The 14,163-nt window shown below is 74.6% G+C and carries 12 protein-coding genes; 7 read left to right on the top strand and 5 right to left on the bottom strand.

What is annotated here, in order from left to right:
* Positions 1–104: 104 nt before the first annotated feature.
* Positions 105–725: a TetR family transcriptional regulator gene (locus ACH4C6_RS23260; RefSeq protein ID WP_398110516.1), complete on the bottom strand. Its 621-nt coding sequence runs from the start codon at positions 723–725 to the stop codon at positions 105–107.
* A 7-nt stretch (positions 726–732) separates the two neighbouring features.
* Positions 733–1,773, bottom strand: coding sequence for a hypothetical protein (locus ACH4C6_RS23255; protein WP_398110515.1), 1,041 nt, complete (start codon positions 1,771–1,773; stop codon positions 733–735).
* A gap of 153 nt (positions 1,774–1,926) precedes the next feature.
* Here ACH4C6_RS23255 and hmgA point away from each other — a divergent pair, with 153 nt between their 5' ends.
* The 3 genes from hmgA (at position 1,927) to ACH4C6_RS23240 (ending at position 5,287) form a co-directional block, all read left to right on the top strand.
* Entirely contained in the window at positions 1,927–3,279 is a 1,353-nt protein-coding gene (gene hmgA, locus ACH4C6_RS23250) for a homogentisate 1,2-dioxygenase (protein ID WP_398110514.1), read from the top strand.
* A gap of 27 nt (positions 3,280–3,306) precedes the next feature.
* Positions 3,307–4,056, top strand: a complete 750-nt coding sequence (locus ACH4C6_RS23245) for a GntR family transcriptional regulator (protein ID WP_398110513.1) — start codon at positions 3,307–3,309, stop codon at positions 4,054–4,056.
* A 70-nt stretch (positions 4,057–4,126) separates the two neighbouring features.
* Complete coding sequence (locus ACH4C6_RS23240; protein ID WP_398110512.1) at positions 4,127–5,287, top strand: type ISP restriction/modification enzyme; 1,161 nt, start codon at positions 4,127–4,129, stop codon at positions 5,285–5,287.
* A gap of 308 nt (positions 5,288–5,595) precedes the next feature.
* Here the strand turns inward: ACH4C6_RS23240 and ACH4C6_RS23235 are convergent, their stop codons facing one another.
* From ACH4C6_RS23235 to ACH4C6_RS23225, 3 genes are all read right to left on the bottom strand, one after another.
* A complete protein-coding gene (locus tag ACH4C6_RS23235) occupies positions 5,596–5,862 on the bottom strand; it encodes a hypothetical protein (RefSeq protein ID WP_369198093.1) in 267 nt (88 codons plus the stop codon).
* A 126-nt stretch (positions 5,863–5,988) separates the two neighbouring features.
* A complete protein-coding gene (locus tag ACH4C6_RS23230) occupies positions 5,989–6,804 on the bottom strand; it encodes an anti-sigma factor domain-containing protein (protein ID WP_398110511.1) in 816 nt (271 codons plus the stop codon).
* Positions 6,801–7,343: a sigma-70 family RNA polymerase sigma factor gene (locus ACH4C6_RS23225; RefSeq protein ID WP_398110510.1), complete on the bottom strand. Its 543-nt coding sequence runs from the start codon at positions 7,341–7,343 to the stop codon at positions 6,801–6,803. Before ACH4C6_RS23225 ends, ACH4C6_RS23230 begins: the two co-directional genes overlap by 4 nt.
* Before the next feature lie 227 nt (positions 7,344–7,570).
* On the opposite strand from ACH4C6_RS23225, the gene ACH4C6_RS23220 reads away from it, so the two are divergent.
* The 4 genes from ACH4C6_RS23220 to ACH4C6_RS23205 all read left to right on the top strand — a co-directional run bounded on the left by ACH4C6_RS23220 (position 7,571) and on the right by ACH4C6_RS23205 (position 14,142).
* Positions 7,571–9,103 (top strand): DUF4331 domain-containing protein, encoded by a 1,533-nt coding sequence (locus tag ACH4C6_RS23220; RefSeq protein WP_398110509.1) that lies wholly within the window; start codon positions 7,571–7,573, stop codon positions 9,101–9,103.
* A 101-nt stretch (positions 9,104–9,204) separates the two neighbouring features.
* The gene (locus ACH4C6_RS23215; protein WP_398110508.1) at positions 9,205–10,785 is read left to right on the top strand and encodes a tetratricopeptide repeat protein; all 1,581 of its coding nucleotides are present in this window, start codon (positions 9,205–9,207) and stop codon (positions 10,783–10,785) included.
* Positions 10,782–12,428, top strand: coding sequence for a nickel transporter (locus tag ACH4C6_RS23210; protein ID WP_398110507.1), 1,647 nt, complete (start codon positions 10,782–10,784; stop codon positions 12,426–12,428). Before ACH4C6_RS23215 ends, ACH4C6_RS23210 begins: the two co-directional genes overlap by 4 nt.
* 79 nt (positions 12,429–12,507) lie before the next feature.
* Positions 12,508–14,142, top strand: a complete 1,635-nt coding sequence (locus ACH4C6_RS23205; RefSeq protein ID WP_398110506.1) for a serine/threonine-protein kinase — start codon at positions 12,508–12,510, stop codon at positions 14,140–14,142.
* Positions 14,143–14,163: the final 21 nt, after the last annotated feature.

Below are 14,163 nucleotides of genomic sequence, written 5' to 3'. Positions count from 1 at the left end.
GCTGACCCGCCCGAGCATACCGACCGGTATGCATGGAGGGGAGGCCCTTGCCGGCATCGCCTGCCGGCGGCAGGACCGGCCGGACGCCGTTGTTCTCCGGGAGGTCAGTCGAGCACGCGCGAGAGGTAGGACCGCAGCATCTGCCGTGCCTCCTCGATGACCTTGGGATCGCCTTCGGGCGCGACCCGGAAGGCCAGGTGCACGAGGGTGTCGGCGGTCTCGACGGCGACGAGGAACACCCGGCGCAGGTCCTCGTCCGGTTCGCGGTCGAGGTAGCCGCCCAGCAGCTCGGTGAGGCGGTCGGCGACGCGGTGGTTCGGTTCGGCCTGGCGGGCGCCGACCGGGATCTGGTTGCCGAAGTCGACGAGGGAGAAGCCGGGGGCGGTCCGCTTCATCTCCAGGTACTCGTCGAGCACGGCGTCCATGGCCCCGCGCCAGCCTGCCTCGACACCGGCGCCCTCCAGGCGCTGGGCGATGCGCACGGTGTAGCGCTCGAGGTTGCGCTGCGCCAGCGCGTCGGCCATCTGCCGCTTGTTGCCGAAGAAGCGGTACACCGAGCCGATGGGCACTCCGGCGCGCTGGGCGACGGCCCGGGTGCTCAGGGCGTCGTAGCCGACCTCGTCGAGGAGGTCGGCGCAGGCGTCGAGGATCCGGGTCAGTCGTTCCGCGCTGCGCCGCTGCACGGGTGCGCGGCGGAGGGGTGTCGTGGGGGGCACGGGTTTCATGATGCCCCTAGGCCCCGTCCGGGTGAACCCAGCCCCCGCCCGGCACCGGGATCCCGGCCGGGGAGACCGCCGCCGAGGCCGGCCCTTCGGGGAGGGAAGCGACAACGAATCGGCCACCCCCCGAGGACGACACCCCCACCCGGCACACCGGCGCCGCGGCCCGCCCGTCGACGAGGAACCCCGCGCGGAGCCGGCCGTCCCCCGAGGGCGAGCCCTCCTCCGGGCATGCCGGCCCCGCGGCCCGCCCGTCGGGGGAGGGACCGGCGAGCAGGCCGCCCACCGGGGGCGGGGTGTGCCGGCCGGTCTCCTCCTGCGGAGCGTGCCCACCCGCGGCGCCGGGCAGCACCGGCCGGCCGGTGGCGCCCCTTGCCGCCGTTCGCCGGTCGACCCGGGCGGCCACGCCGCGCCGGCCGGTGGCGGTGCCGGGCAGCGCCCCTGCCCCGCTCCCGCTCGGGTCGGTCCGCCCGGCTGCCGGGCGGGGTGGCGCGGGTCCGTCGATCCCGCCCTGTGGCGCCTTCCCGCCCTCGCTGCCGGGGGACCGCTCCCCCGGGTCCGGCCGGGAGGCCGTGATGTCGGCCGTGCTCTCCACCGGCTTCCCGTCGACCGCCCACACCGTGCCGTCGTCGGCGTGGAGCCGGGCCGTGACGTGGTGGGTGCCGCGGGGGACGAGGTCCGCGGCCAGCCGGTACTGCGGGGCGCGGAGCCGTGCGACCAGGTGGCCGTCGACGTAGAGGTGGGCGAGGCCCCGGCCCGCGGCCGCCCGGGGGGCGGTACCGGCCGGCGAGAAGCGGAAGTTCCGCACGCTCAGCCGCACGTCCCAGGCGCCGGCCGCGTCGGGCTGCACCTCGACCCCGACGTCCGGGGCCCCTTCCGGCTCCACCTCGCGATACGCCCGCCCCTGCTGGTCCCGGTCGTCCAGGAGCCGGCCCACGGGTGCGGGCGAGTCCTGCCGCTCCGGGGCGTCACCGCCGGAGCCGCAGCCCGCGAGTCCGGCCGGCACGAGGACGCAGACCGCGAGCACGGCGCGAGGTGCACGTGTCCACGACATGCCCGGGAGCGTAGAACACACGTCCGGAGCGGCGGATCGTCCTCAAGTCGGGTTCCGGTCATCCGTGAAGAGGAGGGCCGCGTCCCTATTGCGCCGGGGAAATCGCAATCCTACGGTGCTCCATAGGAATCCGAACGCAAGGGAGCGGCACACATGGGCGATGGGGGCACCACCCGCGCGAGCGCGGTCGAGCGCGGGGAAGCGCGGAAGACCGCCGAAGGGCTGACCTATCTCTCCGGCTTCGGCAACGAGCACAGCTCGGAAGCCGTCCCGGGCGCACTGCCCGAGGGCCGCAACTCACCCCAGCGGGCGCCGCTGGGGCTCTACGCGGAGCAGCTGAGCGGCACGGCCTTCACCGAGCCGCGGGCGCACAACCGCCGCTCCTGGCTGTACCGGATCCGGCCCTCGGCCGCGCACCCGGCGTTCACCCGCACCGACAACGGCTCCCTGTGCACCGCCCCCTTCACCCAGACCGTGCCCGATCCCAACCGCCTGCGGTGGAACCCGCTGCCGGACCCGGCGCCCGGGACGGACTTCCTCGCAGGGCTGTGGACCCTCGGGGGCAACGGCGACGCCACCCAGCGCACCGGCATCGCGGTCCACCTGTACGCCGCCGACGCCTCCATGGACCGGGTGTTCAGCGACGCCGACGGTGAGCTGCTCATCGTCCCGGAGCGGGGAGGGCTGCTGCTGCGCACGGAGTTCGGTCTGCTCCATGTGGAGCCGGGCCATGTGGCGCTCATCCCGCGTGGTGTCCGCTTCCGTGTGGAGCTCCTGGACGATTTCGCCCGCGGCTATGTGTGCGAGAACTACGGCGCTCCCTTCCGCCTGCCCGACCTCGGGCCGATCGGCGCCAACGGCCTGGCGAACCCGAGGGACTTCCACGCCCCCGTCGCGGCGTACGAGGACGTCGAGGGCCCGGTGGAGGTGGTGAACAAGTTCTGCGGCAACCTGTGGACGGCCACCTACGACCACTCCCCCCTCGACGTCGTCGCCTGGCACGGCAACCATGTGCCCTACGTCTACGACCTGCGCCGCTTCAACGCGCTCGGCACCATCACCTACGACCACCCGGACCCGTCGATCTTCACCGTCCTGACGTCACCGTCGGACACCCCGGGCCTGGCGGTGGCCGACTTCGTGGTGTTCGCGCCGCGCTGGCTCGTCGGGGAGGACACCTTCCGGCCGCCGTACTTCCACCGGAACGTGATGAGCGAGTACATGGGCCTGATCGAGGGCGCCTACGACGCCAAGGCGGAGGGCTTCGTGCCGGGCGGCGGCTCGCTGCACAACATGATGTCGGCGCACGGACCGGACCGGGAGACCTTCGACCGGGCGAGCGCCGCCGAACTGAAGCCGCAGAAGATCGACGACGGGCTGGCGTTCATGTTCGAGACGCGCTGGCCGCTGAGCCTCACGCCGCACGCCGCCGGGGCGGACCATCTCCAGCAGCGCTACGACGACGTGTGGCAGGGCCTGCAGCGGCACTTCCGCCCCTTGCACTGATCATTTCCTGACGGTACGGATGACCCCGTGACCTCCTTCGCCCCGGACTCGATCGTCCTGAACCGCAAGCTGCCGCTCTGGTACCAGGTCTCGCAGTCGCTGCGCGCCTCGATCCTCGGCCGCTCGCCCCAGGACCCGCTGCGCCTGCCCACCGAGGAGCAGCTGGCCGGGCACTACGGCGTGAGCGTGCTGACCATGCGGCAGGCGCTGAAGGAGCTGGAGGACGAGGGGCTGATCTCCCGCCACCGCCGGCGGGGCACGTTCATCGAGCCGGACGCCCGCCGGGGTTCCCCGGTGCGGCTGCTCGGCTCGGTGGACGCGATCGTGGCCCAGCAGTCCGGGATGACGACCGAACTGCTGGAGCACGGCACGGTCCCCGTCCCGGGCGAACTGGCCGAGTTCTTCCCGGACCTGGCCCAGGTGACGGCGTACCACCGGCTGCGCAGCGACGAGAAGACCGGGGAGCCGACCAACCACGCCCGCAACCACGTGCGTTCCGAACTGGCCGCCCAGATCGACCTGGACGACCTCGTGCGGTGGCCGATGACGAAGGTGCTGCGGGACGTGGTGGGGGCGGACATCAGCCGCATCACGGACACGGTCGAGGCCCGGCTGGCCGACCCGGAGACGGCCCGGCTGCTGCGCGTGCCCTTGCTGAGCCCGATCCTGCACTACACGGGCGTGACCTACGACGCGGACGGGCGCGTCCTGGACGTGGCCGTCATCCACTACCGCGGTGACCGGTTCTCCTTCACCGTGACCCTGGACGCGACCTGAGCGCCGCGGACCGGGCAGGGCGTGCGGGGTGGTTCCCCGCGCCCCCTGGCGAGCCGGCGCACGTCGTACGATGCGGGGCGTGACGCACGACGACGCTCCGCCGCTGGCGGACCTCATGCCGTGGTCCGTCGCACCGCCGCGGCTCGGCCGGGGGTGGCCGGCGGGCCCCGACGCGGCAGCTCTGAAAGCCCGTTGGGACGCGCTGGTGAAGGCCGAGGGGCCCGACCGGGAGGCGCTGTTCCAACCGAGCCGCTCGCGCACCCTGCACACGGCGGTCGGCCGGCTTCCGGGCCGGACCGGCGCGGGCACGGAACGGCTGGCGCGGGCGTCCGGTCCCTGCCCGGAGCCGGTGCGGGTCCTGCTGGCGCCCTTCGACGAGCAGTGGCTCATCCCGGACCAGCGGCTGATCGACGCCGCCCGCCCGGAGCTGTGGCGGGTCGCCGACGAGAGGCAGGTGTTCGTCGTGGAGGCCCCGGGGACGCTCGGCTCCCCGCTGCTGTTCACCTCGCTGCTCCCCCTGTTGCGCCCCGGCCGGGTCCGCCCGCTGTTCCGCCGCCCCGGCGGCCTGGAGCCGAACCTGGCGCCCGGGCTGGTGGAGTGGCTGGGCCGTCGCCTCGGTGCCGCACCGTCGCCGCTCGACGTGCTGGCGTGGATCGCGGCCGCGGTCCGGCCGGACCTCACCGTCCCGCTCACCGGGGACCCGGACACCTGGGCGAGGGGCCTGGAGCGCGGGCACCGGTTGCTGTGGCTGATGCGCCGGGACGGGGAGCGCCCCAAACTGCCCGGCGGCCGCCGTCCCTACGTCCGCGCGCCGCTGCCGTCCCGCCCCGTGGCCCTGCGCTACGACCGCGAGGAGGAGGCCCTGTTCGTGGACGAGGGTCGCATCTCCCCGGTGCCGCCGCAGGCGTGGGACGTCGAGGCGGGCGGGGTCCGGGTGCTGGAGCAGTGGTTCGCGGCGCGTGTCGCCGAGCCCGAGCCGGGAACGCTCGCGGCGATCCGCCCGACCGTGTGGCCGCAGGCCTGGACCTCGGAGCTGCTGGAGCTGATCACGGTCCTGGCGCTGCTCGCCGACCTGCGGGCGCCGCAGGAGGAGCCGGCGGTGCCCGATCCGGTCACCGCGACGGAACTGACCGAGGCGGGCGTGCTCCCGGCCCCGGCCGCGGCCCGCCGCCCCGCGTCGGTCCTGGACGGCCTCGAGGAGGGCCCGGAAGGTCAACTCCCCCTGCTCTAGCCCTCCGGAGGCTGTCCGACGCGACCGGGTGGGGAGGCGTCGCGGGGTCACTGCTGCGGTGGGCCGTGGTGCTGCTCGCGCTGTTCGTGCCGCCGACGGTGCGGGAGTACGCCCGCGGAGAGCGGTGAGCGGGCGTGCTGCGGAACCGGAGCCGGGTGCGGCCCCCGGTCACGGCCGGGCGGGGGGGGGCGTCGACGGGGGGCGTGCCGCGCTCGGGAACACACCCGGCGCCTGCTGCGTGCCGTGGGGATGACGGACGACGAGTGCGCAGCGGACGCGGGGCGGTGTGACCGCCCGAGCGCGGGACCCTACCTGCCGCCGAACAGCGAGCGGCGCAGTCGGCGCAGTGGCGCGAAGAGCGAGACGCGGCGCACGCGCGCGCCCCTGCCGCTGCGGTCGTGCGGCCGACGCGCGGTCAGTTCGCGCATCAGCGAGGTGGCCTCGACCGTCTCCCGCTGGGGGACGGCGGGGCCGCCCAGCACCGCGAGGTGGCGGTCGAGGCGCGAACTGGTCGCGCTGCTCCCGCAGGTGATCGCAGGGACCCTGGCCCTGCTGCGCACTGTTATCTGTTCCATGTCACTCCCCACCCGTACGAGTCCACCCGGCCCGGGCAGGTTAACCCTATCGTCCCGACCGGGCACACGTGTATCGCGGTCACAGGATTCACCTTCCCCGTAAGGGGGTTGACGATGTGTCGTCGACTACTCTCCGAATCCGACACTTTTCAGGGCGAGTTGGACGATGGGCCGGCTGGTGGGCTGCGGCGAGCCTCCCGCGGGCTCGACGGTCACGGCCAGTGACGTCGCGGAGGGCCCCAAACCCGTGGTGACCAGGGGCGTGTCGCCCTCGAACAGCCCCAGGGAGCGAGGTGGTGCGCCCGGGCGCATGAGCCACAACTGGTGCACGCGGCCACCCGCCGGGGCGCCGTATCCGCCGAGGGTGACGACCGCGCTCCCCTCCGTGGCGGAAGCGATCACTCCGATCGTGCGGCCCCGGGCGTCCCGTCCGCTGCTCGCACGGGCGTCCGGAGCAGCGAGAACGTGGGCGATCTCACGTGACCGGTCCCGCTCGGCGGTCAGTTCGTCCTGGGTCCGGTTCGCCTGCACCGCGAACAAGGAGGCCACGACGAGGGCCGCGGCGGCGGTGGCCGTCGCGAAGGGGACGAACAGCGGGATCCGCCGCCGCACCCGCTGGCGCGGCGGCGGCCGGACCCCCCAGACGTGCGGCGGCAGTTGCGGGGCGTGCGGCCGCGCCGCCTCGCGCGCCCCCTGTGGTGCGGGCTCCTGCGCGGTGGCGCGGACGGCCGCCATGACCCGGTCGCGCATCGCGGGCGGGGCCGGGACGGCGGCGGACCAGGCGAGGCGGACGGCGTCCTCGGACAGCGCGCGCACCTCGTCGGCGCACCGGGCGCAGCCCGCGAGGTGCTTCTCGAAGCGGACCCGCTCGGCGGGTTCCAGGGCGTCGAGCGCGTAGGGCGCGGCCAGGGAGTGCGGGTCCTCGCGTCGCAGCAGGCTCATGCCACCCCTCCCAGGCACTCGCGCATCCGGGTCAGTCCGTCGCGCATCCGCGTCTTGACCGTCCCCAGCGGCAGGGACAGGTGCTCGGCCACCTCACGGTAGGTGTAGCCCTCGTAGTAGGCGAGGGTGACCGACTGGCGTTGCAGCACCGTGAGCCGGTCCAGGCAGCGGCGCACCCACTCGCGCTCCAGCCCCGCCTCGACCTCCTCCGTGACGTGGTCGAAGGCGGGCTGGTTCGCCCGCAGCGCCTCGCGCTGCTCGCGTTCCCCGGCCGCGCGGGCGCTGCGCACCCGGTCGACCGCCCGGCGGTGGGCGAGGGTGAGGATCCAGGACAGGGCGCTGCCCCGGCCCGGATCGAACCGCGCGGCGGACCGCCACATCTCCAGCAGCACCTCCTGAGCCACCTCCTCCGACTGGGCGGGGTCGCGCACCACACGCCGTACGAGTCCGAACACCGGGCCGGACACCAGCCCGTACAACTCCTCGAAGGCTCCCTGGTCCCCGCCTGCCACGAGCAGCAGCAGCTCGTCCGCCTCCACTCGGTCCCCCTCTCCGAGGCCGCACCGGGCCTGTCCCCTCACACGAGGCATTCGCAACGCACACACCTCCGGACGGTGTTACGGATCCCGGCGGCGAAAACGCGGGTCACGCGGCGATGAAACAAGATCCCGGACCGGCCGTAAGAACGGTTGAGATTCGACCAATCCGCTTCGCCGACCGCTCCGAATGGCGTGTGTCAGGCAAGTTGGCACGGAGGACGGACGGCATGACACCTATCTCCAGGAACGGTGCGGGACGCAGGAGCATCGCGACCGCGGTGTGTGGCGCACTGGCCGCCGGCGGGCTCGCGGCCGCCGGCGTGACCGCGCTGGAACCTGAGGCGGCCTCCGCCTCCAGCCACCGCGAGGCCCCGCTGATCTCCGGCACCCCGCAGTACGACAACACCGACGTGTACGCGTTCGTCAGCCCGGACAAGCCGGACACGACCACCATCGTCGCGAACTGGATCCCGTTCGAGGAACCGGCCGGCGGGCCGAACTTCTTCCCGTTCGCCGAGGACGCCCAGTACGACCTGCGCATCGACCGGAACGGGGACGCGCAGGAGGACCTGGTCTTCCGCTACACGTTCAAGACGCACACCAAGAACAAGAAGACGTTCCTCTACAACACCGGCCCCGTCGAGAGCCTCGACGACCCCGACCTCAACGTCACGCAGACCTACGACATCGAGCTGATCAAGCTGCGCCACCTGAAGGCCGTGTCGAAGACCAAGGTCGCCGACGACGTGCCCGTGGCCCCCTCCAACGTGGGCAAGGCCTCGATGCCGGACTACGCGACGCTGCGCAAGCAGGCCGTGCACGAACTCGCGGGCGGGGCACAGACGTTCGCGGGCCAGGCGGACGACCCGTTCTTCCTGGACCTGCGCGTCTTCGACCTGCTGTACGGCGGGAACCTCTCCGAGGTCGGCAACGACACCCTCAAGGGCTACAACGTCAACTCCATAGCCCTGCAGGTGCCCAGCAGTCTCGTCGCCGAGTCGCACGAGCAGCCCGTCATCGGCATCTGGTCGACGACCCAGCGCAAGAACGCCCGGGGCTACTTCACGCAGGTCTCGCGCCTGGGCAATCCGCTGGTCAACGAGGTCGTCAACCCGCTGAAGGACAAGGACCGGTTCAACGCGGCCACGCCCCGCGACGACGGGAAGTTCCTGAAGAACGTCACCAACCCGGAGCTGCCCAAGCTCATCGAGGCGATCTACAAGATCCCGGCGCCCGCCGAGCCGCGCAACGACCTGGTCGACGTGTTCCTCAAGGGCGTCAAGGACCTCAACCAGCCGCCGCACGTGACGCCCTCGGAGCAGCTCCGCCTGAACACCTCCATCAAGCCGGCCGCCGAGCCCAAGCGGCTGGGAGTCCTCGACGGCGACAACGCCGGCTTCCCCAACGGCCGCCGCCTCACCGACGACGTGATCGACGCCTCGCTCCAGGTCGTCGAGGGTGAGCTGGTGGGCTCCAAGAACGACCTGGGCGACGCGGTCGACAAGAACGACAAGGAGTTCGAGAAGTCCTTCCCGTACGTCGCCCTGCCGACGGAGGGATCGCGCGGCCGGCTCGCCAAGGGCGTGGACGGCGGCAACGACGTGCGCAGCCAGCTCGGCGACGCGCTGCGGCCCGCCGGTGCGCAGGGCGCGGACGACACACGCCTGATCGCCGCGTCCGCCGGGGCCGGGGCGGGCGGCATCGTCCTGATCGGCGCGGCCCTGATGTGGTGGCGCCGCATGCGGAACCGGGCGTACTGAGCCCTTCCGCCCCGCAGACAGGCGCGGCTCGTTCCCGTCCCCCACGGCGCGGGCCGCGCCGCCGATCTCCGCCCCGCCCAGCCGACCGACCGAGGAATCCCATGCCTGCGCACACGACCGACAGCACACCGGACGAGCCGGACGGCACCGGCGGTCCGGAGGAGGCGGACACTCACGCCGACCCCTCGGGCGCGGCCGGTGTAGTGGGTGAGGGCGGGGCCGGAGAGGCCGGTGCCGGTACTCAGGGCAGGGCCGGAGAGGCCGGTGCCGGGACCGAGGGCGGGGCCGGGGAGGGCGATGCCGCCCGGCGCGCGGCCGTGCTGCGGCGGGCCGCCGCGGGGGGACGGCGCCGGCGGGCCCTGCATCTGGCCGGGTGCGCGGCCCTGCTGGCCGTGGCGCTCACCGGCGGGGCCGTCGCCCTCACCGGCGCCCCGGACGGCCGGGGCGGGGACGCCGCCGTGTCCGCGGCCGCGGCGCTGTCACCCGGTGATCTCGCCCGGGGCGACCTGGGCGCGGCGGTCGGGTCCCTGCAACGACACCTGCGTGCCCAGCCGAAGGACTTCGGGAGCTGGGCCACGCTCGGGGTCGCCTACGTGGAGCAGGCCCGGACCGCGGGCGACCCCTCCCGGTACCCGCAGGCCGAGCGCGCTCTGCGCCGGTCCCTCGCGCTCCGGCCGGGCAACGACCAGGCCCTCGCGGGCCGCGCCGCCCTGGCCGCCGCCCGGCACGACTTCACCGGCGCCCTCGCGGACGCCGACCGGGCTCTGAAGCAGAACCCCTACAACGAACGCGCCCTGTGCACCCGCGTCGACGCGCTCGTCGAACTGGGCCGCTACGACGACGCGGCCGAGGCGGCCCGGACCGCCGACGACCGGCGCCCCGGTGTGCCGGTCTTCACCCGCTACGCGTACGTGCACGAGCTGCGCGGCGACGTGCGCACGGCGCGTCGGGTGCTGCACCGTGCGCTGGACGCGGCCCGCTCCCCCGCGGACGTGGCGTACGTGGCCACCGCGCTGGGCCAACTGGCCTGGAGCCAGGGCGATCACCGGCGCGCCCTGGCCCACTACGCCTGCGCGCTGGCCGCCGACGACGCCTACCTCCCGGCGCTGGAGGGCCGCGCCCGCGCCCAGGCCGCGAGCGGTGACCGCGCGGCGGCGGTGAAAGGGCTGGAGCAGGTCGTCGCCCGCTCGCCGCTGCCCGGGCCGCTCGTCGCCCTCGGCGAGCTGTACGAGGAGCGCGGAGACGAAGGCGACCGGGCGAAGGCACGCGACCAGTACGCGCTCGTCGACGCCTGGACGGCCCTGGCCCGCGCGGGCGGGGTGAACGCCGACCTCGACTCGGCCATGGCGGCCGCCGACCACGGCGACAAGAGGGAGGCCCTGCGCGCGGCACGCGCCGAGTGGGACCGCCGGCACAGCGTGCACACCGCGGACGCCCTCGCCTGGGCCCTGCACGTCAACGGCCGTGACGCGGAGGCCCTCCCCCTGACCCGGCGGGCGACCGCCACCGGCTACCGCAACGCCGCCTTCCTTTACCACCGCGGGGTCGTCGAGCGTGCCGCCGGAGACCCGCGGGCGGCCCGGACACACCTGAAGGCGGCCCTGGAGCTGAACGCCGGTTTCTCGCCGCTCGGTGCGCGCGAGGCCCGTACCGCACTCGACGACCTGGAGGGGAACCGGTGATCCTGCGCCGGCTGTCCGCGTCCGGTGCCGCCGTCCTCACGGCCGCCTGCGCGCTCACCCTGCTGCCCGCCGCCACGGCGAGCGCCCACCCGCTGGGCAACTTCACCGTCAACCGCTACGACGGCCTCGTCGCCGCTCCCGGTGAGTTGCGGGTCCACCACGTCGAGGACCTCGCGGAGATCCCGGCGACCCAGGCGAAGCCCGACGTCGAGCGGCTCGGCCTGCGGATGTGGGCGCAGGAGCGGTGCGCCACGGCCGCGGCGGACAGCAGCGTCACCGTCGGCGGCCGGACCGCCGTCCTCACCGTCGACAGCGGCCACGCGCGCGTGCGGCCCGGCCAGGCGGGGCTGGACACCCTCCGCGTGGAGTGCGAGCTGAGCGCTCCGCTGCCACGCGGCGAGGAGACCGTGTCCCTGTCCTTCCGGGGCGCGGGCGCCTCCTCGGGCCCTGGCTGGAGGGAGATCACGGCGCGGGGGGACCGAATGACACTCACCGCGTCCGACGTCCCGGGGACGTCGCTGTCGCGAGAACTGACCCGCTATCCGGAGGAGTTGCTCTCCTCCCCCGCCGACACCGCGTCCGCCGCCCTGCGCGTGCGCCCCGGCGGCCCCGCCCTGGCCGGGGAGGAGCGCGACGCCCCGGCGGCCTCGGTGCTGCCGCGCGGTGCCGACCGCTGGACGCGCGCCCTCGACGAACTGGTCGCCCGGCACGACCTCACCGCCGGATTCGCCGCTCTGGCCCTCGGCATCGCCGTGGTCCTGGGCGCGATGCACGCGCTCGCACCGGGCCACGGCAAGACCATCATGGCCGCGACGGCGGCGGCCCGGGGCGGCCGGGCCCGGATGAAGGACGTCCTGCCCATGGCCGCCTCGGTGACGGTCACCCACACCCTGGGCGTGGTCGCCCTCGGCCTGCTGGTGACGGCGGGGTCGGTGGCGGCCCCCTCGGTGATCGCCTGGCTGGGAGTCGCCAGCGGGCTGCTGGTGACACTGGCGGGCGCGAGCCTGGTCCGCCGCGCCCTGCGCAACCGCCCGCACGCCCTCGCGCACGACCACCCGCACGAGCACGGCCACGACCACCCGCACGAGGAGCACGGCCACCACCACGGCCCCGAGCACGAGCACGAGCACGAGCACGAGCACCCTCACCCGCACGGCCACGAGCACGACCACCCCCACCCGCACGGTCACCACCACGACCACGACCACGACTCCTCGCACGACGGCCGGCACCCCGATCACCACGCCCACGGGGTCGTGCACACCCACGGCGGGTTCACCCACTCCCACCCCGTGGCCCCCACCCTGCGCGGCACCGTCCTCATGGGCTTCGCCGGCGGCCTCGTGCCCAGCCCGTCGGCCGTCGTCGTGCTGGTGGGTGCCGCCGCCCTCGGCCAGGCCTGGTTCGGGCTGCTCCTGGTGGTGGCGTACGGCGTCGGCCTCGCGCTGACCCTGACGGCCGCCGGGTACGCGGTCGTCAAGGCCGGCAGCGGCATGACCCGGCTGCTGGAGCGGCGCCCGCGCTGGACGGCGGGCCCGGTGGCCGCCCTGGTCCGGCGCACCGCCCCGCTCGGCTCCGCCTTCGCCGTGGTCGTCCTCGGCGCCGGACTGGTGTTCAAGGGGGCGGCATCCGCACTGGGCTGAGTGACGTGCGTGAGGAAATCCGGCGAGCCGGGGAAGACAGACCTCGTGGAGATTCCGCCCGGCTGCGAATGGGGGCGCCGTGTCCGAAGAACCGGGTCGCGAACGGGTGATCGCGGGTCGCTACCGACTGCTGTCCCCGCTCGGCGAGGGCGGCATGGGAACGGTGTGGCGCGCCCGTGACGAGGTGCTGAACCGTGAGGTCGCGGTCAAGGAGGTGCGGGCCCCCGCCGGGCTCGGGGCCGACGACGTGCAGCGCCTGTACGCCCGGCTGGAGCGGGAGGCGTGGGCGGCCGCCCGGGTGGCCGACCGCAATGTGGTCACGGTGTACGACGTGGCGACGGACGACGACCGGCCCTGGATCGTCATGGAGCTGGTCCGCGGCCTGTCCCTGGCCGAGGTGCTGGACGCCGAGGGCCCGATGGCGCCGCAGCGGGCCGCGCACATCGGCGCCGAGGTGCTGGCCGCGCTGCGCTCCGCCCACGGGGCGGGGGTGCTGCACCGGGACGTGAAGCCGGCCAACGTGCTGATCGCGAACGACGGCCGCGTGGTGCTCACCGACTTCGGGATCGCCACGGTCGAGGGCAGCTCCGCGCTGACCATGACCGGCGAGGTCATCGGCTCGCCCGAGTTCCTCGCCCCGGAGCGCGCGCTCGGCCGCACACCCGGCCCGGAGTCGGACCTGTGGTCGCTGGGGGTGCTGCTGTACGCGGCGGTCGAGGGCCACTCCCCGTTCCGGCACGACACCCCGCTGAGCACCTTGCGCGCCATCGTGGACGAGGAGTTGCCGCCGCCGTACCGGGCCGGTCCGCTCACCCCCGTGATCGAGGGGCTGCTGCGCAAGGACCCCGGGCAGCGGTTGCCGGCCGAGCGGGCGGAGCAGGACCTGCGGCTCGTGGCGGCGGGCGGTTCGCCGCGTGCGGACGCGACCGGGGCGGTGGCCTTCCCGCCGACGGCCGCGGTCCGCCCCGGGCATTCCCCAGCCCCGCCGGTGCCGTTCCCCGGCCACGGCACGGGAACGGGCCCGGACACCACGTCCGCCACAGGTCCGGACCGCGACCGCAGGGCGGGCCGGGTGCTGGTCGCCGGGGTGATCGCGCTGGCGCTCGCCGTGGGCGGGCTGACGTACGCACTGCTGCACGACGACGGCGACGGCGGCGGCGGCGGCGGGAGGGACGACAGCGGCGCCGGGGCGAGTTCGCCCGCGGGGACGGGGGACACCGGGGAGAACGAGGGGAACGGGAAGCCGAGTCCGTCCCCCACGCCGAGCGAGCGGGAGAGCGGGAAGAGCAGCCCGCCGCAGCAGTCGGTGCGGGTCGGCCTGGACGGGACGCGCACGCGCTATTCGGGCACATGTCCGCCGCCGGGCGTCAGGGCGCCGCGCTTCACCGCGACGCTGACGGTGGGGACGCTCCCGGCCGAGGTGCGCTACCGCTGGCGGACGGGGGACGGCCAGGTCCTCGACGAGGGCTGGAAGACGCTGTCGTTCCCGGAGGGCGGCAGCCGTACGAAGCGGGACACGGTGACCGTGACGACGGACGAGGAGTCCGGGAGCTTCGAGAACGAGATCAGGGTCGAGGTGCGGGAGCCGGTGCGGACGACGTCCGACGCGGTGCCGTTCTCGATCACCTGTGAGACGGAGACCCCGACGGACGGGGCCTCCCCTTCTCCTTCGGTGACGGACGAGGGCACGGAGCCGGGATCGGACTCCGGCTGACCGCCCGGGTGGGCGGCCGGT

The sequence above is a fragment of the Streptomyces sp. NPDC017943 genome (assembly GCF_044328425.1).
In the GTDB taxonomy this organism is placed as follows: Bacteria; Actinomycetota; Actinomycetes; order Streptomycetales; family Streptomycetaceae; genus Streptomyces; species Streptomyces djakartensis_A.
The sequence above is the reverse complement of the archived record's forward strand: the minus strand, read 5'-3'. Positions and strand labels throughout refer to the sequence as shown.

Excerpts from the sequence above, each read along its gene's own strand:
- ACH4C6_RS23260 (WP_398110516.1), bottom strand. The coding sequence starts at position 725 with ATGAAACCCGTGCCCCCCACGACACCCCTCCGCCGCGCACCCGTGCAG.
- ACH4C6_RS23255 (WP_398110515.1), bottom strand. The coding sequence starts at position 1,773 with ATGTCGTGGACACGTGCACCTCGCGCCGTGCTCGCGGTCTGCGTCCTC.
- hmgA (WP_398110514.1), top strand. The coding sequence starts at position 1,927 with ATGGGCGATGGGGGCACCACCCGCGCGAGCGCGGTCGAGCGCGGGGAA.
- ACH4C6_RS23240 (WP_398110512.1), top strand. The coding sequence starts at position 4,127 with ATGCGGGGCGTGACGCACGACGACGCTCCGCCGCTGGCGGACCTCATG.
- ACH4C6_RS23235 (WP_369198093.1), bottom strand. The coding sequence starts at position 5,862 with ATGGAACAGATAACAGTGCGCAGCAGGGCCAGGGTCCCTGCGATCACC.
- ACH4C6_RS23230 (WP_398110511.1), bottom strand. The coding sequence starts at position 6,804 with ATGAGCCTGCTGCGACGCGAGGACCCGCACTCCCTGGCCGCGCCCTAC.
- ACH4C6_RS23220 (WP_398110509.1), top strand. The coding sequence starts at position 7,571 with ATGACACCTATCTCCAGGAACGGTGCGGGACGCAGGAGCATCGCGACC.
- ACH4C6_RS23215 (WP_398110508.1), top strand. The coding sequence starts at position 9,205 with ATGCCTGCGCACACGACCGACAGCACACCGGACGAGCCGGACGGCACC.